This is a genomic window from Kribbella sp. NBC_00709, from assembly GCF_036226565.1.
In the GTDB taxonomy this organism is placed as follows: Bacteria; Actinomycetota; Actinomycetes; order Propionibacteriales; family Kribbellaceae; genus Kribbella.
Genome location: NZ_CP108996.1, coordinates 946,951 through 966,188 on the forward strand (window position 1 = coordinate 946,951; position 19,238 = coordinate 966,188).

General features: G+C 68.4%; 17 protein-coding genes. 9 read left to right on the forward strand and 8 right to left on the reverse strand.

Annotation, left to right across the window (positions count from 1 at the left end; translation table 11 throughout):
* Entirely contained in the window at nucleotides 1-933 is a 933-nt protein-coding gene (locus tag OHA18_RS04485) for a sugar kinase (RefSeq protein WP_329002347.1), read from the forward strand.
* Here OHA18_RS04485 and OHA18_RS04490 read toward each other — a convergent pair.
* A complete protein-coding gene (locus OHA18_RS04490) occupies nucleotides 930-1,907 on the reverse strand; it encodes a GlxA family transcriptional regulator (protein WP_329002348.1) in 978 nt (325 codons plus the stop codon). The two genes, OHA18_RS04485 and OHA18_RS04490, sit on opposite strands and share 4 nt — an antisense overlap.
* Before the next feature lie 73 nt (nucleotides 1,908-1,980).
* Here OHA18_RS04490 and OHA18_RS04495 point away from each other — a divergent pair, with 73 nt between their 5' ends.
* Both OHA18_RS04495 and OHA18_RS04500 read left to right on the forward strand, forming a co-directional pair.
* A complete protein-coding gene (locus OHA18_RS04495; RefSeq protein ID WP_329002350.1) occupies nucleotides 1,981-2,814 on the forward strand; it encodes a dienelactone hydrolase family protein in 834 nt (277 codons plus the stop codon).
* A 29-nt stretch (nucleotides 2,815-2,843) separates the two neighbouring features.
* The gene (locus OHA18_RS04500) at nucleotides 2,844-3,470 is read left to right on the forward strand and encodes an MSMEG_1061 family FMN-dependent PPOX-type flavoprotein (RefSeq protein WP_329002352.1); all 627 of its coding nucleotides are present in this window, start codon (nucleotides 2,844-2,846) and stop codon (nucleotides 3,468-3,470) included.
* On the opposite strand, the gene OHA18_RS04505 is transcribed toward OHA18_RS04500, so the two are convergent.
* Nucleotides 3,458-3,997 carry a helix-turn-helix domain-containing protein gene (locus OHA18_RS04505; RefSeq protein WP_329002353.1) on the reverse strand — a complete coding sequence of 180 codons (540 nt, stop codon included), beginning with the start codon at nucleotides 3,995-3,997 and terminating at the stop codon, nucleotides 3,458-3,460. The two genes, OHA18_RS04500 and OHA18_RS04505, sit on opposite strands and share 13 nt — an antisense overlap.
* 55 nt (nucleotides 3,998-4,052) lie before the next feature.
* On the opposite strand from OHA18_RS04505, the gene OHA18_RS04510 reads away from it, so the two are divergent.
* Nucleotides 4,053-4,958, forward strand: coding sequence for an alpha/beta hydrolase family protein (locus OHA18_RS04510; RefSeq protein WP_329002354.1), 906 nt, complete (start codon nucleotides 4,053-4,055; stop codon nucleotides 4,956-4,958).
* Here the strand turns inward: OHA18_RS04510 and OHA18_RS04515 are convergent.
* The 3 genes from OHA18_RS04515 to OHA18_RS04525 all read right to left on the reverse strand — a co-directional run bounded on the left by OHA18_RS04515 (nucleotide 4,955) and on the right by OHA18_RS04525 (nucleotide 9,715).
* Complete coding sequence (locus OHA18_RS04515; protein WP_329002355.1) at nucleotides 4,955-6,421, reverse strand: ATP-binding protein; 1,467 nt, start codon at nucleotides 6,419-6,421, stop codon at nucleotides 4,955-4,957. The two genes, OHA18_RS04510 and OHA18_RS04515, sit on opposite strands and share 4 nt — an antisense overlap.
* A complete protein-coding gene (locus OHA18_RS04520; protein ID WP_329002356.1) occupies nucleotides 6,421-8,082 on the reverse strand; it encodes an FAD-dependent oxidoreductase in 1,662 nt (553 codons plus the stop codon). Before OHA18_RS04520 ends, OHA18_RS04515 begins: the two co-directional genes overlap by 1 nt.
* A gap of 103 nt (nucleotides 8,083-8,185) precedes the next feature.
* On the reverse strand, nucleotides 8,186-9,715 hold the full coding sequence (locus OHA18_RS04525) for a chitinase (protein WP_329002357.1): 1,530 nt from the start codon (nucleotides 9,713-9,715) through the stop codon (nucleotides 8,186-8,188).
* Nucleotides 9,716-9,823: 108 nt separating this feature from the next.
* On the opposite strand from OHA18_RS04525, the gene OHA18_RS04530 reads away from it, so the two are divergent.
* Entirely contained in the window at nucleotides 9,824-10,600 is a 777-nt protein-coding gene (locus OHA18_RS04530; protein ID WP_329002358.1) for a class I SAM-dependent methyltransferase, read from the forward strand.
* Nucleotides 10,601-10,747: 147 nt separating this feature from the next.
* Complete coding sequence (locus OHA18_RS04535; protein ID WP_329002359.1) at nucleotides 10,748-13,732, forward strand: S8 family serine peptidase; 2,985 nt, start codon at nucleotides 10,748-10,750, stop codon at nucleotides 13,730-13,732.
* A 160-nt stretch (nucleotides 13,733-13,892) separates the two neighbouring features.
* Here OHA18_RS04535 and OHA18_RS04540 read toward each other — a convergent pair whose 3' ends face one another.
* Together OHA18_RS04540 and OHA18_RS04545 are read right to left on the reverse strand one after the other, a co-directional pair.
* Nucleotides 13,893-14,648 carry a helix-turn-helix transcriptional regulator gene (locus tag OHA18_RS04540; RefSeq protein ID WP_329002360.1) on the reverse strand — a complete coding sequence of 252 codons (756 nt, stop codon included), beginning with the start codon at nucleotides 14,646-14,648 and terminating at the stop codon, nucleotides 13,893-13,895.
* 97 nt (nucleotides 14,649-14,745) lie between these two features.
* Nucleotides 14,746-15,099, reverse strand: a complete 354-nt coding sequence (locus OHA18_RS04545; protein ID WP_329002361.1) for a hypothetical protein — start codon at nucleotides 15,097-15,099, stop codon at nucleotides 14,746-14,748.
* A gap of 158 nt (nucleotides 15,100-15,257) precedes the next feature.
* On the opposite strand from OHA18_RS04545, the gene OHA18_RS04550 reads away from it, so the two are divergent.
* From OHA18_RS04550 to ligD, 3 genes are read left to right on the forward strand one after another with little or no spacing between them, the layout of a single operon-like run.
* Nucleotides 15,258-16,466, forward strand: a complete 1,209-nt coding sequence (locus OHA18_RS04550) for a helix-turn-helix domain-containing protein (RefSeq protein WP_329002362.1) — start codon at nucleotides 15,258-15,260, stop codon at nucleotides 16,464-16,466.
* 1 nt (nucleotide 16,467) lies between these two features.
* Nucleotides 16,468-17,604 carry a branched-chain amino acid aminotransferase gene (locus OHA18_RS04555; protein WP_442914371.1) on the forward strand — a complete coding sequence of 379 codons (1,137 nt, stop codon included), beginning with the start codon at nucleotides 16,468-16,470 and terminating at the stop codon, nucleotides 17,602-17,604.
* A 35-nt stretch (nucleotides 17,605-17,639) separates the two neighbouring features.
* A complete protein-coding gene (gene ligD, locus OHA18_RS04560) occupies nucleotides 17,640-18,611 on the forward strand; it encodes a non-homologous end-joining DNA ligase (protein ID WP_329002364.1) in 972 nt (323 codons plus the stop codon).
* Here the strand turns inward: ligD and OHA18_RS04565 are convergent.
* Nucleotides 18,608-19,210 (reverse strand): TetR/AcrR family transcriptional regulator, encoded by a 603-nt coding sequence (locus OHA18_RS04565; protein ID WP_329002365.1) that lies wholly within the window; start codon nucleotides 19,208-19,210, stop codon nucleotides 18,608-18,610. The genes ligD and OHA18_RS04565 overlap by 4 nt on opposite strands.
* Nucleotides 19,211-19,238 lie beyond the last annotated feature (28 nt).

Below are 19,238 nucleotides of genomic sequence, written 5' to 3' on the forward strand. Positions count from 1 at the left end.
ATGACCGATCTCCTCACCCTCGGCGAGACGATGGTCTCCGTGCGGACCGCCCGGCCGATGCGGCTGGGCGGCGACGCGCACCTGTCGATCGCGGGCTCGGAGAGCAACGTCGCGATCGGAGTTGCCCGGCTCGGGCACGACGCTGCCTGGTTGAGTGCCGTAGGCAACGACGAGCCCGGTCGACTCATCCAGCGGACGCTCCGGGCCGAGAACGTCGACACGGCGTACCTGCGCTTCGCCGACGACTCCTTCACCGGCTTCATCGCGTTCGACCAGCCGTCGCACGACATCACCCGCGTCAGCTACCACCGCCGCGGCTCGGCCGCATCCACGCTGACCCCGGCTGAAGCCACAGCAGCTGTCAGCGTGGCGAATCCGGCCCTCCTCCACGTCACCGGTATCACCCCGGCACTGTCCGACAGTGCGCGCGCCGCGACGCTGGCCGCCGTACGCACGGCCTCTGCAGCAGGCGTCCAGGTCTCACTGGACGTGAACTACCGAGCCCGGCTGTGGTCCCGCGCCGAAGCAGCAGCCGCCATCCGCGAGCTCCTCCCGCATGTGCACACGGTGTTCGCCTCCGACGACGAGCTCGACCTTCTCACCGACGCCGCCGATCCGGTCGCTGAGCTGCTCAAGTCCATCGACCACGTTGTCGTCACCGCCGGCGGTAAAGGAGCCTGGGCACACTCGGCCGACGGCGCCATCCACCGGCCCGCGCTGCCCGTCACTGTCGTCGACAGCATCGGCGCCGGCGACGCCTTCGTCTCCGGCTACCTGTCCGCCACCCTCGACGATCTCTCCCCCGAGTCCCGCCTCGAGAGAGCCACCACATCCGGCGCCTTCTGCGTCACGGCGTACGGCGACTGGGAGTCCCTCCCGACCCGCGAAGACCTGACGCTCCTGACCCACACCCAGGGCACCGCTCTCCGTTAGGTCGTTCGCCGGAACTGGGCGCGATACTCGCCCGGCGCCTTCCCGGTGTGACGCCGGAACAGGCGGCTGAAGGAGGCCGGGTCCCGGTACCCCACTTCTCCGGCGATGCGGGCGACGGTCCGGCCCGTCGTCTCCAGCAGTTGTCCCGCCCGGCGTACGCGGGCCGCCTGGAGATACTCGAGCGGCGTCACACCCGCCGTCGTACCGAACCGGCGGAGCAGTGTCCTGGAGCTGACATGGAGCTCAGCCGCGAGTCGCTCCAGGTCGTAGGCGTTATCGAGGTGCTGGTCCAGCCAACGCTTCACCTGGTCCGCGAACGTCGAGCCCGCGGCCGGGAGGATCGAGTGGTCGACGTACGGCGCTTGCGATGTCCGGGCGTCGTCAACGAGCGCGATCCGCGCGGTTGCCCGCGCCACCGACGCACCGCTGTGCCGACGGATCAGCGTGAGGGCGAAGTCGTACATCGCACTGAACGCGGCGGTGGTCGTCGCCCCTCGATCGGTGATCACCAATTCATCAGCGCGAACATCGACCGCCGGGTACCGGCGCGCCAGCTGATCGGCGTACAACCAGGAGGTCGTGGCGGTACGGCGGTCCAGCGCGCCGGCCTCGGCGAGCAGGAATGCGCCGAGGCAGATGGAAACGACCGCCGCACCGCCGGCCGTGTGCGCACGGATCGCTGCGAGCTCCGGGCCGAGGCCGGACAGGACCCGGTCGACGTCGACGGCCGGCCCGACCTCGAACCCCGGCACGACCAGGACGTCTGACGGCCGCAACGGTGAGACGTCGACCCTGGTCCCTCCAGAGGCGAGCACACGACGTCGTGGGGAAACGATCCGTACGTCGTACGCCGGGTCGAGTGAACCACGCACCTGGGCGACGCGCGTCGCCATCGTGAGCAGGTCAGGGACGCCGTACACCTCCGACGCGAAGCAGCCTGGGTACGCAAGGATCGAGATGCGGAGCGGCACCATCTGGCGAGATTAGCCAGATCCTTGGCGATCTCGCCAGTGGTGAGTGGTCGGTTCGCCGGAACATGCTCGGGCCATGACTCGAGCTGATGATCCCCTCGACGACTTCGACCATCGGATCGTGGAGGTCGACGGCGTCGCGAAGTCGGTCCACGTGATCGGCTCCGGGCCGGCGGTCGTCGTGATGCCGGAGATGCCGGGCATCAGCCCCGACGTCGCGCGACTCGCGCGGTGGGTGCGGGACGCCGGTTTCACCGTGTTCGTACCGTCGTTGTTCGGGGTGGACGGCGCCTACCCGACGGCCGACGAGGGCGAGGCGATCGTTCGGAGAGCCTGTGTGAGTGCGGAGTTCCGCGCGTTCGCCGGCGGCGGGACGAGCCCGGTCAGCGGCTGGCTGCGCGGTCTGGCCAGGGTCGCTCTGGACGAGGCAGGTGGACCCGGCGTTGGCGCGATCGGACTGTGCTTCACCGGGAACTTCGCACTCACGATGGCGCTCGAGCCGGCGGTGATCGCGCCGGTCGTCAACCACCCGTCGCTTCCGCTGGACGCACCGGGCGAGCTTGAACTCTCGCCTGCCGATGCGGAAACGCTCGCGGAACGGTTCCGGCGGGAGGACCTGCAGGTGCTGGCGTACCGGTTCCAGGGCGACCGATGGTGCACCGGTCAACGCTTCGCGGCGTACCAGCGGCTTCTGGGTGACGCCTTCCTCGGACGCGTGCTGCCCGCGGAGACCGCGAACCCTGCGCCGCCACCCTTCTTCCGCGAGGTCGTGGGGTGTGCGCACAGCGTGGTGACGGCGCATTTCGTTGACGAGGCCGGCCACCCGACCGTGCGCGCCCGCGACGAGATCCTCGCCTTCCTGACCGCCAAGCTGCTGCCTGTCACATCTGAGGGCGTCGAACCGTCTTAGTTCGGAATGGTTCGACAAGGAGGTATGAGGTGGACGAGCTTCCCTACGTCGGCAGTGTGGCCGAGCTCGAGCAGTTCGGTACGCCGGACCGGATCCCCCGCGACAAGGTCGAGGCGCGGCTGAGCGACGTACACCGGGAGTGGATCGAGGGGACGCCGCTCGTCTTCGTTGCCACGTCCTCGCTGGACGGGCGTTGCGACGTTTCACCGAAGGGCGATCCGCCGGGATTCGTGAGGGTGCTGGACGAGGTCACACTCGCGATCCCGGAACGCTCGGGCAACCGGCGCATGGACGGCTTCCGCAACATCCTCGAGAACCCGCACGCCGGGCTGATCTTCGTCATCCCCGGACGCCCCGAGACGCTCCGGGTGAACGGCCGGGCCAGGATCGTCACGGACGGCCCGTTCTTCGATTCGATGACCGTACGCTCGCACCGCCCGCAACTGGCGCTCGTCATCAACGTCGAGGAAACCTTCTTCCACTGCCCCAAAGCGTTCGCCCGGTCCATGACCTGGAAGCCCTCGCGCTGGGATCCCACCGCCGTGCGCCCGTACGCCGAAATCGCCCACGCCCTCTGGCGCCGGGACGAATCCCTCGAGTCGATCGAAGCCCGCAACCACCCCGACCTGCTCGAAGCCCAGCTCTACCAGGCGTGATCGTCTTCCACCGGGAAGAGGATCGGGCTCAGCAGGTAGCGCGATCGGTCCGGCGTCGCCTCGTTCGCCAGCACTGGGAGGATCGCCGCGCGCATTCCCTCGATGAGTTGGTGCAGCTCGGCTTCCGTCAGCCAGATGCCGTGCTGCCGGTAGCCGACGAGATCCGCGATCGGATCGGCGCCGTCACGTTCGACGTACGCAGTGAACTCCGCCAGCAGCGCGGCCATCGCCACCGCGAACCCCCGCCGGTGATCCTCGACCGTCAACTGCTCGAGCTGCTCCGGCGTGATCGACGCCCGCTCCTGCCGCAGCCGGAACCGCCGCTCGACCGCGCCGCGCACCCGCCGCTCTTCCGCGACCTCGAGGATCCCGCCCTCGGCCAGCAGCTCGACGTGCCGGTACAGCGTCGCCTTCGAGACGTCCGCGATCCGCTCCCCCAGCTCGCCGGTCGTCAGCTCCCGGCCGCCGCGCAGCGCATGGACGATCCGCAACCGCACCGGATGCCCCAGCAACTCGAGAGGGTCCATGGTGGAACGATCTCATGGCGTGCTACCTTTCTCAAACACTGAGAAAGGTACGCCGATGACCTGGACTCCCCCGCCGTACGCCGAGCCGGCCACGTTCACCGAGCAGGACATCACGCTCGACGCGGACGGCCGGACGGTCCCCGGCACATTGTCTCTCCCGAGCGATCCCTCGGTCGGCGTCGTGCTGCTGGCCGGCGGCGGCCCGTTCGACCGCGACGGAACCAGCGGGCCGAACAAGCCACTGAAGGATCTCGCCTGGGGCCTGGCCACGCGGGGGATCGCCGTACTGCGCTTCGACAAGGTGACCGCGAACCGGCCGGAAGCGATGGCCGAGCCGGGCTACACGATGACCTCGGAGTACGTGCCGCACGGCATCGCCGCCGTCCACGCGCTCGCCGAACACGTCGACCAGGTCTTCCTCGTCGGTCACAGCATGGGCGGAAAGGCCGCCCCGAAGATCGCCGCCGAGGAACCGCTGGTCGCCGGCCTGGTGATCATGGCCGGCGACACCCAGCCGATGCACCACGCCGCCGTTCGCGTGATGAAGTACCTCGCGACGACCAGCCCCGAGATCGTCCCGCCCGAAACCGTCGCCGCCTTCGAGCGGCAGGCGGCCGTCGTCGACAGCCCCGGACTCTCCGCCGACACCCCGCCGACAGATCTGCCGTTCGGTATGCCGGCATCGTTCTGGCTGGACCTTCGCGAGTACGACCCGGTCGCCACCGCGGCGAAGCTCGACGTACCGATCCTCGTCCTGCAAGGCGGCCGCGACTATCAGGTCACCGTCGCCGACGACCTGCCGGCCTGGCGCGACGGCCTGCCTGACGCGACCATCGAGATCGTGGCCGCCGACAACCATGTCTTCTTCCCCGGCACCGGCCAGTCGACGATGGCCGACTACCAGGTCCCCGGACATGTGGACCCGGCAGTCGTCACCACCATCCTCGACTGGTTGCCTTAGGCAAGCAGCGCCGGGTCGGACTCCAGTTCTCGTTCGGGATCGAGCGGCAGGACGATCTTGAACACGGTCTTGCCCGGCTCGGACTCGACGCGCAGGTCGCCGTGGTGCTTCTTCACCACGATCCGCCAGGAGATGTCGAGGCCCAGGCCGGTGCCTTCGCCGATCGGCTTGGTGGTGAAGAACGGCTCGAAGATCCGTCGCCGGATCTCCTCCGGGATCCCCGGACCGGTGTCGCCGATCTCGACGACCGCATACGCGCCATCACGACGCGTCCGGATCGTCAGCGTCCCGGATCCGCCCATCGCGCTGACCGCGTTGTCGATGATGTTCGTCCACACCTGGTTGAGCTCCGCGGCGTACGCCGGGATCGGCGGCAGCTCGGGATCGAAGTCCTTCACCACCTCGTACCCCTGCAGCTTGCCCGACATCATCACCATCGTCGACTTCAGCAACTCCCGCAGATCAACGGTCTGGTACGGCGCGCGGTCGATCTGCGAGTACTGCTTGGCGGCGCCGACCAGCGTCGAGATCCGGGTGACCGAGTCGTCGATCTCGTTCATCAGCGACTCGGTGTCGATCGTGTACATCAACCACCGGACCGCACCCTCGAGGTACGTCGGCCCGACCGCGGTGAGCACCTCCTCCATCCACGGCACGTCCAGCCCGGCCGCGGCCAGCACCGGAGCGATGTCCCAGCTGGCCTGGACGTCGTGGTCGTCCAGCCAGTCGGTCAGCTCGTCCTCCCGGTCGGACAACTCCATCGGCGGGATGTCTTTGTCCTTGTTCTTGTCCAGCCGCTCGACCGCGTCGTCCTGGAGCGCGACGATCTGGTGCAGCTTGGTCGCGTCGAGCGTGCCGTCGGCGAGCATCGCCAGCTTCGAGCGCATCCCGGAGACCCGCTGCCGCAAGGTGGCCGCGGCCCGGACCGCGGCGGCGGCCGGGTTGTTGAGCTCGTGGGTCAGCCCCGCGGACAACGAACCGAGGGCGAGCAACCGCTCGCGCTCCCCCAGCGTCTCGTTGGTCCGCCGCATCCCCATCACGAAGCCCTCGATCAGGTGCACCGCCATCGGGAACCAGGTGTTCATCATCGTCGCCATCGTCTCGGCGCTGATGACGAAGAACTCCGACGGCTGGGTCACCTGCATCGTCGCGGTGTACGACTTGTGGTCGTTGGCGCCGAAGAACGCGTTGAACGCGCCCGAGTACACCCCGCGCTGACCGGTCCGGTTGATCTCGACGAGCTCGCCGTGCGACAGCTTGCAGAGCCGGATCTCACCGGTGAGCAGGACGTAGCAGCAGGTCGCCTCGTCCCCCTCGTTGAAGACGATGCCGTCGTGCACGGACTCGACGTACCCAGCCTCGGACAGCCACTGCAACTGCTCGTCGGTGAGGCTCTCGAAGAGGAAAAGCGTGCGTAGCTCGTCGGGAGTCAGCCGCCGCGGCTCCACAGCTTGGTCAGTCATCAGAGCATCTCCAGGTATCGGTGCACCAGTGTCACGGCCATCGCTCCGTCGCCGACCGCCGAGGCAACCCGCTTCACCGACTCGGCCCGCACGTCGCCCGCGGCGAACACGCCAGGCATGCTCGTCTCCAGGTGATACGGCTCCCGCTCCAGCGGCCAGCCCGGCGGTCTGCCGGGCAGGTCCGGTCCGGTGAGGACGAAGCCTCGATCGTCGCGGAGCAGGTCACCGGGCAGCCAGTCCGTCCGCGGAGCCGCGCCGATGAACACGAACATCCATTCCGTGTCCACGTCGTGGCTGTCCCCGGTCTCGCTGTTCAGCAGGGTGAGACACTCCAGATGCTCCGAGCCCTTGCAGGCAACGACCTGCGTGCAGGTATGCACCTCGATGTTGTCGATCCCGTCGATCTGGTCGATGAGGTACGACGACATCGTCGCGGTGAGCGATGGTCCTCTGACCAGCATATGCACACGTTTCGCATGCCTGGAGAAATAGACGGCGGCCTGACCGGCGGAGTTGGCCCCGCCGATGATGTAGACCTCCGCGCCGGCGCACGCCGGACCCTCGGTGGTCGCCGAGCCGTAGTAGATCCCGCGACCGCACAGATCGTCGACACCGGGCGCCTGGAGCGTCCGGTACGAGACGCCGGTCGCCAGGATCACCGAGTGCGCCGAGATCTCGCTGCCGTCGGCGAACACCAGCCGCCGCGCATTGCCGAGCGTGTCCAGCCCGACGACCTGGCGGGTCGTCAGCAGCTCGGCCCCGAACCGGACAGCCTGCCGCCGGGCCCGGTCCGTCAGCTGGGCACCGGACACCCCGTCGGGGAAGCCCAGGTAGTTCTCGATGCGGCTCGACTGCCCGGCCTGACCGCCGGTCGCGAGCTGCTCGACCAGCACAGTCCGCAGGCCCTCGCTGGCGCCGTACACCGCTGCGCCGAGCCCTGCCGGACCGCCGCCGACCACAACCAAGTCGTAGAAGTCCTTGGCCGGCGCGGTTGAGAGGCCGACCTTGTTGGCCAGCTCGGTCTCGGACGGCGCGACCATCACAGTGGCATCGGGAGTGATCACGACCGGCAGCGTCGAGCCGTCGACTCCGGCCGCGTCGAGGAGACGCTTGGCCTCCTCGTCGTCGACGTTGAGCCAGCGGTACGGCACCGCGTTGCGGGCCAGGAAGTCGCGGGCCGCGAACGACGGCGCCGACCAGCGGTGCCCAATCACCCGGGTCTCGTCACCGGACGGCTCCGGCGTCGACTTCCACAGGTCGAGCATCGCGTCGACCACCGGATACAGCTTCTCCTCCGGTGGGTTCCACGGCTTGAGCAGGTAGTGGTCGAGGTCCACCACGTTGATGGCCTGGATCGCCGCGTCGGTGTCGGCGTACGCCGTCAGCAGCACCCGGCGGGCGAGTGGGAACAGGTCCATCGCGGCCTCGAGGAACTCGATGCCGGACATCTGGGGCATCCGGTAGTCGGCCAGCAGCAGGGCGACGGGCTCGCCACGAAGCTTGAGCTCCTTCAGGGCGTCCAGCGCCTGGGCCGGATTCTCCGCCCGGACGATGCGGTTCTCCTCGCCGTACCGACGGCGGAGGTCACGGGCGATCGACCGGGAAACCCCGGGATCGTCGTCCACGGTGAGGATCACCGCGCGGGTCGTTGACGCTGTCATGCCTCCTTCATACCAGCGGATCCCTACAAACAGGGATCGGTAATCCACAGGCTGCGGCCCGGTTCGCGAGGGGCTGATTCGCGAACCGGGCCGGCGGGGGCGGTTACGGGAGGGCGTCGAGGTACGGCGCGTGGTTGTTCTGGAACTCCCAGTTGTAGTAGTGGTCCCAGTTGATCGACCACGTCATCAGCCCGCGGAAGCCCGGTGAGGTGCCGCCGCGGAGGCTGTAGCCGCCGCAGTTCTGGCCCTTCACCAAGCAGTCGAGCGCCTCGTGCACGGCTGCCGGGGCGGTGTAGCCGTTGCCGGCGCTGACTGCTGCCGGGAGCCCGATACCGATCTGGTCGTCGCGCAGTCCCGGGAACGTCTGTCCGGTGTTCGCCACCGGGAAGCCCGCCTTGACCATGTCGGTCATGGCGATGTGGAAGTCGGCGCCGCCCATGGTGTGGTACTGGTTGTCCAGCCCCATCACAGGGCCGGAGTTGTAGTCCTGGACGTGCAGTACGGTCAGCGAGTCCCGCAGCGCGTAGATGACCGGCAGGTACGACCCGGTCCGATTGTCGCCACCGCTCGCGCCGCCGTAGAACTGGTAACCGACCTGCACGAAGAACGTCTCCGGCGCCATGGTCAGTACGAAATTCGACCCGTACTTCGCCTTCAGCGTCTTCAGCGCCGAGATCAGGTTGACGATCACCGGGGTGGCCGGGTTGCGGAAGTCGGTGTCACCGGCGTCGAGGTACAGCGAGTGCCCCTCGAAGTCGATGTCGAGCCCGTCCAGCCCGTACCGGTCGATGATCGAGCTGACCGAGCTGACGAACGCGTCCCGGGCGGCTGTGGTGGTCAGCTGCACCTGTCCGTTCGCGCCGCCGATGGAGATCAGTACCTTCTTACCCGCGGCCTGCTTGGCCCGGATCGCCGCAGTGAAGTCGGCATCGCTCTCCACGTTCGGACACTCGCTCGCCGGGCACCTGTTGAACCGGATATCCCCAGAGGTCACCGATGTGGGCTCACCGAACGCCAGATCGATGATGTCCCACTGATCCGGTACGTCGGCCATCCGCACGTACCCGGACCCGTTGGCAAAGCTCGCATGCAGGTACCCGATCAACGCATGCTTCGCCAGACCGGCAGGTGGATCGCCAGGGTCTCCAGGATCACCGGGATCGCCAGGATCGCTTCCACCAGGGCCGTCCAGGCTGAAGTCATCCGCCTGGTAAGCCGGTTGCCCGTACCAGCCGTGCACATAGATCTGTGCGGACGTCTGACTCGCTCCGGTCGTAAAGGAGAGACTCAACTGCGTGAAGCTCGCCGCCGACGGAGTCCAGGTGGACGAGCCACCTGTCACCCCGAGGTACACGTACGAGCCCCGCACCCAACCTGACAAGGTGTACGCCGTGTTGGGCTGCACCGAGACGGTCTGACTGCACTGGGCGTAGTCGGAACTGGTGACCGCGCCGTTCAGCGCAAAGCTGCCGCTACGGGTCGGACTGCTGACCACCGATCCACCCGAGCAGCTCCAGCCACTCAGCGATCCGGACTCGAACCCAGGATTGCTCAGGATGCTCGCCGCCTGCGCCGGCACCGTGACACCGGCCAGCAACACCCCGACCACCACAGCAAGCCACCGTGCACGCATGGAACCTCCTCGACGATTGGATTTAGTAGAGAGGTTCCATAAATCCACGTCAATGCGTCACCCACGGCGGGTATCCGACGCTGTCGGGAACCGGCCTAGGGTGAGCGCGTGAGCGACATCGACTGGGGTCAGGGAACGTACGAGACGACGGCCGCCGACCTGTTGCCGGCCGCTCGCGAGCTGGTCGACGCCGCGCACCTCGAACCCGGCGAGCACGTGGTCGACGTCGGTGCAGGCACCGGTAACGTCGCCCTGCTGGCCGCCGGCCGCGGCGCCCGCGTCACCGCCGTCGAGCCCGCCGCCCGGCTGCGCGAAGTCATCCAGGAGACGGCCGGCGCCCGCGACCTGACCGTCGTCGACGGTACGGCGGCATCGATCCCGCTGCGCGACGGCTCGGCCGAGGTGATCCTGTCCAACTTCGCCGTGATCTTCGCGCCCGACCCGGCTGCCGCGATCGCCGAACTGTCCCGGGTCGCGGCCCCGGCCAGCCGGATCCTGCTCACGAGCTGGCTGCCCGGCGTGATGGGCAAGTTGGTCGGCATCATCGTCGGCGCAGTCCACGAAGTCACCGGCGCGAACCCGGCAGGCGGCCGCATCGATTGGCATGACCCCGCAGCCCTCTCGACTCTGTTTGCTCCGCACGGCTACCAGGTCACGACGACCACCCACGAGCTCGAGGTGGTCACACCGTCCGCGGAGACCTACTGGGACACGCGCATCGCCAACCACCCACTCGGTGTCTCGACCTTCCCTCTCCTGGAACAGGCTGGCCGCCTGGACGACGTACGGGCTCGTTTCCTCCAGACACTGGCCGACAACTGGACCGACACCACCGGCCAGGTCCGCCTGCCCGCGCAGTACCTCCTGGCGACTGCCACCCGCTGATCGTTGGCAGATTTTCGCCAGCGGCCAGTGTCAGCCAAAACCGTGTGGCCGGATCCACGGATTGGCAGGCTCTTCGGCGTCCGTGCTCGGGGGCGGGCGGCCGGGGCTACAGCCCACGGCCAGGACAACATGCCGTGGAGGCATCACGTGAACCATCCGAACCTGCGCAGGCGTGCCGGACTCTTGGCAGGCGCCGCGCTGATCACCACCGCCTTGGTGGCTCCACCAGGATCAGCAACCCCTTCCGCCGCTCCACAGGGCCGGTCGAGCTTCGCACCCGGCCGGTACGTCGTGACGCTGGCCGACAAGCCACTGGCGACGTACCAAGGTGGTGTGACCGGACTCAAGGCCACCAAGCCGGCGGCCGGACGCAAGGTCGAGGTCAACAGCAGCAATGCGAAGGCGTACAGGTCCTTCCTGACCGGTAAGCACGCACAGGTCGCCGCACAGGTCGGCGCCAACGTCGACCACGACTACTCGACCACTCTGAACGGCTTTGCTGCCTCACTGAGCTCCAAGCAGGTCAATGAGCTCAGCAAGACACCCGGTGTGGTGTCCGTCGTGCCCGACCAGCTGCATGTCGCGCTGGACGACCGTAAGCCGACCGACTTCCTCAAACTGTCCGGCAAGAGCGGCCTCTGGAACTCACTCGGCGGCACGGCGTCCGCAGGTAAGGGTGTCGTTGTCGGCGTCGTCGACACCGGCATCTGGCCGGAGAGTGCGTCGTTGTCCGGTCCGAAGCTCGGTACGAAGCCACCGACCGCGGCAGACCCGTACCGCCCGTACCTGTCCGGCTCGACGACCGTGATGGAGAAGGCAGACGGCGGTACGTTCACCGGCACCTGCGAGTCCGGCGAGGACTTCACCGCCGACCAGTGCAACACCAAGCTGATCAGTGCGAAGTACTTCGGCGACGGCTGGCTCAGCCTGGTCCCACCGGACCAGCGGGCCGACTACGTCTCACCGCGCGATGGTGAGGGCCACGGGACCCACACCGCTACCACTGCGGCCGGGCGGGCCAACGTGGACGTCTCGGTCGGCGGTGTCGGCTTCGGTACGGTCACCGGCGTCGCTCCGGCGGCCAAGATCGCCGTGTACAAGGCACTCTGGTCCGGCAAGGACGGCCAGAACTCCGGCGGCCTCACCTCCGACATCCTGTCCGCTATCGACCAGGCGGTCGCGGACGGGGTCGACGTCATCAACTACTCGGTCGGCTCGATCTTCGAGTCCGAGCACACCGATCCGATCCAGCTGGCGTTTCTGTCGGCAGCGTCGGCCGGCGTCTTCGTCTCCGCGGCCGGTGGCAACTCCGGTCCGGACGCGTCCACGCTGGACAACACGTCCCCGTGGGTGACTACAGTCGGCGCCACCACGGTCGCGCCGTACGAAGGCACGGTCGTGCTGGGTAACGGCCAGAAGTACGCCGGCCTCAGTACTACGGTGGCGATGCCGACCGGCAGCAAGCCGCTCGTCAGCCCGGCCGCGGTCAAGAACGCGGGTGCCAGCGACGCGGACGCACTGCTCTGTATGCCGAACACTCTGGACCCGAGCAAGACGGCCGGGACGATCGTCGCCTGCGAGCGTGGTGTCAACGCCCGGGTGGACAAGTCCACCGAGGTGAAGCGGGCGGGCGGTGCCGGGATGGTGCTGCTCAACCTGTTCCCACAGGACGTGGTCGGCGACTCCCACGCCGTACCGACTGTGCACGTCAACGCACCGGATGCCCTGACGATCAAGGCCTACGCCGCTCAGTCCGGTGCCACGGCTGAACTCTTACCGGGCAACACGACCAGCACCAAGACGCCGTACCCGCAGATGGCCGACTTCTCGTCACGTGGCCCGTCTCTGGCGAGCCACGGCAACCTGTTGAAGCCTGACATCGCTGCGCCGGGCGTGAACGTACTGGCCGCGGTCGCACCTCCCACCAACAACGGACAGAGCTACGCGTTCCTCTCGGGTACGTCGATGGCCGCGCCGCACGTGGCGGGTCTGGCAGCGCTCTACCTGTCGGTGCACCCGGACTGGTCGCCGATGGCAGTCAAGTCGGCCCTGATGACTACTGCCGGGAACGTCCTCACGTCCAACGGGTCTGTCGACAGCAACCCGTTCGACGCGGGCGCCGGCGAGGTGCAGCCGTCCAAGATGCTGGATCCCGGTCTGGTCTACGACTCGGGTGACGCGGACTGGCTCGGCTACCTGGAAGGCAGCGGCGTCAACACCGGCACCGGCGCGCCTGCGATCAACCCGAGCGACTACAACGCTCCCTCGATCGCCGTCGGCCAGTTGCTGGGCACTCAGACCATCACCCGTCGCGTGACCGCTGTGACCCCGGGCCTGTACCGGGCGACGGTCTCCGTGCCTGGCATGAAGGCCGTGGTGACACCGTCGATCCTGAACTTCACTGCGGCCGGTCAGACCAAGACCTTCACGGTGAAACTCACGCTGGACACCGCTGACTCCGGAGCGACAACCAGCGGCTGGCTGACCTGGCAGGGCGCCGGGAAGACAGTGCGCAGCCCGATCGTCGCCGTGCCGACGTCCGTCCTCGCCCCGACCGCAGTGTCCGGCTCGGGTGCCTCTGGCTCCGTTTCGTTCACAGCCACTGCCGGCAAGGCCGGCACACCGATCCGCTCGTACGGCGTGGTGTCGGCTCCTCTGGTTGCCGGTGCGGTGCCTGCCGGTGCCGCGGACGCCGATCTGCCGGACTACCCGGTGACGGCGACCGCACAGACCAAGGCGGTGCAGTGGAACATCAAGACCGTGGACCCGGCCGGCAGTATCTGGCTGGTGCTCTACAAGGTCGTGAACGGTCAGAAGCAGTTCCTGTCGTTCATCGGTGACGGCTCGAACCAGGCGTCGGCCAGCGTGCCCGCACCTGCTGCGGGCGGGTGGGGCGTCCTCGCGATCACCCTGTCCAACCCGCCTGGGGCGGACACGACGGAGTACACGATGCAGACCAACGTCGTGACCGCTTCGTCGGGCAACACGCTCAAGGTGTCGCCTCCGGTGGCTCCGGCCGCGTTCAAGCCCTTCCAGGTCACCACGTCCTGGTCCGGGCTGCCGACCGACAAGCGCTCGACCGGGTTCGTCGAGTTCCCGAACCGGGCCGGGACCGTAGTGACGATCAACTAGTGTCCTGAGTCGGATGTTCGGCGAGAGATTTCGGTGTTCAGGTGCGTGCATCGCGGTGCGTGGTCAGTGGCCTCGATGCGGAGCATCGTGGGCGCTGGGCACGTGCCGTGAGGTGCGTGCCTGGGCGCCGAAAGCGCCGTCGAACTTCCGACTCAGGACACTAGATCCAGCGGCGGCGGGCGGCCTGAACGCCCGCCTGGAACCGGGTCTGCGCGCCGAGGGCATCCATCAGCGCGCGGACCCGGCGCTGGGTCGTCCGCGGACTGATCCGCAACCGCCGGCTGATCATGTCGTCGGTCGCCCCACCGGCCAGCAGCAACAGGATGTCCCGGTCCGGCTCAGTCAGTGCCGGCACCTCACCGCTCGCGAGCAACGCGGGCATCGGGATCGCCAGCGCCCACAACATCTCGAACGTCGCGATCAGCCCGTCCAGCAGCCCCGACGAACGGATCAGCAGATTCGACTCGGCCGGCGCCCGCTTGGTGAGCCCGATCAACGCGGTGTCGTCGTCGCCCACGGCCATCTTCATCGGCACCTGCGCCAGCACCCGGCTGACTTCACCGGCCGCCTGCAACTCCGGTAGCACGCCCATGATGTCCTCGGACTCGAACACCTCGGTCCCATAGATCGCCCGGTACTCGATCCCGTCCGCCAGCCGGTCCAGCTCGAGCTTCTGCTGCGTCGACGGCGGCGTCACGTACGGCGGCCGATCCAGCACCCGCACCTCGCGCCGAGATCCCTTCTGCAGCTCCTCGTACGCCCGCAGCAACGTCAGCCCGTCCTCGATCAGCTCGATCTGGTTCCCGTCGAGAACCGGCTTCCCCCGGCGCCCCCTCAGGTCGTCGGCCACAGTCCGCAACCGGGCCAACTGCACATCCAGCTCATCCAGCGGATCCACAGCCGCGCCATCCGCCACCGGCACCACCACCTCACGCCCCTCACGACTCAGCCCAAACTCCCTCACACTAAACCGAATCAAGTAATCCCTGACAGCGTTGTCTCACCCGCTCAGGTCACGGGCCACAGCTGAGGCATGGCCACGGCCGGCCGCAGCGGGAGCAGAGGCCGTCGACCCCCGGCGCCGGCAGCCACACCGGGGGCACGCGGCCGGCCGGCCGACGGGTGGCTGTCCTGCTCACGGCGGTCGCACCGGGGAGCCAGTGGACCTGGGTGCGGCCGCCGGTCCCGTGCACCGCCAGGACGGAGCCGATGCAGTCCCAGGTCGACGTACTGGACCAGGGGCCGCGCCAGCGGAGGGCGACGGTGCCGTCGGACCACTCCACGCCCTCTGCGAGCGTGCCGGTCCCGTGGACGCCGGAGGGGTCGGCGTGGCGGACCAGACGGAAGAGACGAGCCTGTCGCTGCATCGTGTTCACCTCTGCAGAATCGCCCAGCACGCACTGCGCACAACAGGTGTGGTCTGTGGGCTGTGAGAACAGCCCACAGCCCATATGCCCTTACCTAGAAGGGTTTTGTCGGCGAGGGCTTGTACTGTCATCGACACGACAGTGAGCGGGGTGATCCTGTGGTTGAGGCAGCGTTCGGCGCGCAGTTGAGGCAGTGCAGGCAGGCGGCCGGCTTGAGCCTGCGCCAACTGGCAACACGGGTCGGCTACGACCACAGCTACGTGTCGCAGGTGGAACGCGGCCAACGACCGGGCTCAGCCGACCTGGCCCGCCTGTGCGACCGCGAACTGGGCACTGGCGGCCAGTTGACCACCACCTTCGAGCAGAAGGGCCGGTCCGTCCCCGCACGTCGGCCGGCGACCCATCCGTTGCAGGTGGCCGATCCGTTGGCGGCGGCGTGGTGTGAGGTGATCACCACCTTCGGCCGCATCGATGCGCCGGCCGACCTCGGAGACTTCCGGAGCGTTCCACCGGCTCGCCTGCTGCCGGAGCTGGTGACACAGCTCCAGCTCGTGCAGGCACGCGGCTCGATCGACGCGGCCGCCGAGGCGGCTCAGCTGAGCGTGCTCACCGCTCGGATACTGGCCGGCTTCGGCGACTCACAGGCGGCCGGGCGATGGTGGTTGGCGGCCCGGGCGACCGCGGACAGCTCGGCCGACGTGTCGGTGCAGAGTGCAGTGCGAGCCCGGGAGGCACTGAGCGGGGTGGCCGAGCGACGACCACTGGCGCAACTGCTGACCACAGCCGAGGAGGCGCTGGCGCTCGGGCGACAGGCGCGCGGAGGTTGCGTGGTGCCGGCGCACGCCGCCCGGGCGCAGGTCCTGGCGGAGCTCGGTCGACAGCAGGAGGCCCATCACGCGTTGCAGGAGCTGATCGGCGCGGCCGATGCGTTGCCCTCGGCAAGCACGTCGCCCGGTCCACTCGGTGACTGGGCGCCGTTCGAGGTGCACAGTGCCGAAGGACGAGTCTGCGCGCGCCTCGGGTACGCCGCTGCCGGATGCGTCCTGCTGGCGCGGGCGCTGGAGCTGTGTCCGCCGGACTGGCTCGGTGAGCGAGCCGGTGTGGAGATGGCGCTGGCGGAGTGCCTGGTGGTCGACGGAGACGCCGCCGCGGGTGTTGCGCTCGCTCTGCGCGTGCTGGTCGAGCTGCCTGACGAGTGGCACACCTTCTGTCTGTACGGCGATGCGACGCGGGTGGTGGCCGCTGCCCGCGCACATGCCCCCGGGCCGGCTGCCGTCCGGGATCTGGAGGTGCTGCTGGCGCGCCGGCCGTACTCGAGTGGCCGCACTGTGGGCGGCGGGTCGTGGACCGGCGTCGGGCGGGGGTAGCGTGCCCAGGGTGACAGCTGAAACGACGGTGACAGACGCGTGGGACTTTGCGGTCGAGTTGCGGAGTGATCCGGCCAGTGCGGAGGCTCGGGCCGAGGTGTTGGCGAAGCCTGCGTTCGGGCAGGAGTTCACCGACCACATGGTGGTGGCCGACTGGACGGTCGACGAGGGTTGGCATGACGCGCGTGTAACGGCGTACGCGCCGCTGAAGCTCAGTCCGGCGGCTGCTGTCTTCCATTACTCGCAGGAGATCTTCGAGGGGCTCAAGGCGTACCGGCATCCAGACGGCTCGGTGTGGGCCTTCCGTCCCGAGCGGAACGCCGCGCGGTTCACTGCCAGCGCAGAGCGGCTGGCCCTGCCGCAGGTGCCGGAGGACGAGTTCGTCGCGGCTCTGCGCGCGCTGGTGACCGTCGACGAAGCCTGGGTGCCGTCAGCCGAGGACAGCGAGACCAGTCTGTATCTCCGGCCGTACATGATCGCCACCGAGGCCGCACTGAGTGTCCGGCCGTCGCATGAGGTGCTGTTCGGCGTCATCGCGTCACCAGCCGGCCCATACTTCAACACCGGCCCCAAGCCGGTCTCCATCTGGCTGACGACGTCGACCATCCGCGCGACTCCAGGCGGGACGGGTGCGGCCAAGTGCGGTGGCAACTACGCATCCAGCCTGGCCGGGCTGGCCGAGGCGGTGGCCAACGGCTGTGAGCAGGTCGCGTTCGTCGACGCGGTCGAGCACAAGTGGCTCGAGGAGATCGGCAGCATGAACATGTTCTTCGTGTACGCCGACGGCAGCATCGCGACGCCCGAGCTGAACGGTTCGATCCTCGAAGGTGTCACCCGCGCATCGGTGCTCGAGCTCGCGGCCGATCTCGGTCACCCGGTCGAGGAGCGCCGCATCTCCGCCGACGAGTGGCGCGACGGCGTACGCAGGGGCGAGATCACCGAGGTCTTCGCCTCCGGGACCGCCGCCGTCATCACCCCGATCGGCCGGGTCGCCTGGCCCGACGGCGATCTGACCATCGGCGACCACTCGGTCGACTACGGCGTCGGCCCGGTCACCGCGAAGATCCGTTCCACCCTGCTGGACCTCCAGTACGGCCGCATCCCGGACACCCGCGGCTGGCTCACGCGCCTCGCCTGATGCCGTTTGTCCCCGGCGCCGGTTAGGTTGGCGTCATGGCCGAGTCCAAGGGGAAGTCGCCGGCGATCGAGCTGGAGGTTGGCGAGCGGACGGTCCGGATCTCGAATCCGGACCGCGTGTACTTTCCTGCCCGCGGCGAGACCAAGCTGGACCTGGTCAAGTACTACCTGTCGGTCGGCGATGGCATCGTCAACGCGCTCCGGGAGCGCCCGTGCATGATGCACCGGTTCCCCGAGGGCGTCGCGGGCGAGAAGGTCCACCAGAAGCGGCTGCCGCACGGGGCGCCGCCCTGGATGGAGACCGTCAGGGTCAAGTTCCCGCGGTACAACCGGACCGCCGACGAGCTGTGCGTCACCGAGATCGCGCACGTGGCGTGGGCGGTGCAGATGTCGACGGTCGAGTTCCACCCGTGGAACTCGCGCCGCGCCGACACCGAGAAGCCGGACGAGTGGCGCATCGACCTCGACCCGATGCCCGACTGCCCCTTCGACCGGGTCCGCCGGGTCGCGCACGTCGTCCACGAAGTGCTCGACGAGCTCGGCGCGGTCGGCTACCCGAAAACGTCCGGCGGCAAAGGCATCCACATCTACGTCCGGGTCGAGCCGGCCTACGGCTTCTCCGACGTACGGCGGGCCGCGCTGGCGTTCGCCCGTGAGGTCGAGCGGCGCGCCCCGGACGACGTGACGACGACCTGGTGGCGCAAGGACCGCGACCCGAAGAAGCTGTTCGTGGACTTCAACCAGAATGCACGCGACCACACGATCGCCGCGGCGTACTCGGTCCGCGGCAACCCCGAAGGCACGGTGTCGACACCGATCCACTGGGACGAGATCGACGACGTCGACCCGAAGGAGTTCACGATCCAGACCGTGCCGGCGAGGTACGCCGAGCTGGGCGACCTGCACGCCACGATCGACGACAACGTGTACTCGCTCGAGACCCTGATGGAGTGGGCTGCCCGGGACGAACGCGAAGGCGCGGAGGAGCCCCCGCCGCCCGAGGACTAACCGACCAGGCCGTGATGCAGCAGGCCGGTGAGCGTCTCGATCGCCGTCTCGTCGGAGATCGTCCGGCCGTTCGCCGGGTTCACCACCAGCCAGGTGTAGGCGAATCCCTCCATCAGCGCGTTCATCGCGGAGATCGCGACGAGCGGGTCGGCGGGCGGATGCGGCAGGTGGGCGAAGTGCTCGATCATGTGCTGGTCGTCGTCGGCCATGATCTGCTGCAGCCGCCGCCCGAGCTCCGGATCCACCATCGCGGCCTGCTTGACCGCGACCATCTCCGGCAGATGCACCTGGTAGAACCGCCAGAACGCCTCGACGTGCCAGCGGATCGCTGACAGCTTGCTGAAGTCGGCGTCGTGCCCGGCGACGTCGACGATCGCCTCGTCCGCTTCCAGCAGCATGTCCTTGAGCAGTGCCTCGAGCAGCTCTTCCTTCCCCGCGAAGTGGTTGTAGAACGACCCCGTCGCGCGGCCCGCGGCCGCGGTGATGTCGGTGATCTTCGTGTTCAGGTAGCCGCGCTCGGCGAAGACTTCGCGCGCGGCCTGCTTCAGCGCCACCTCGGTCCCGGCCGCCCGCTGCCGGCGGCTCACCGTGTCCGTCACGACAACCTCCTTGACATCGAACCTTAGT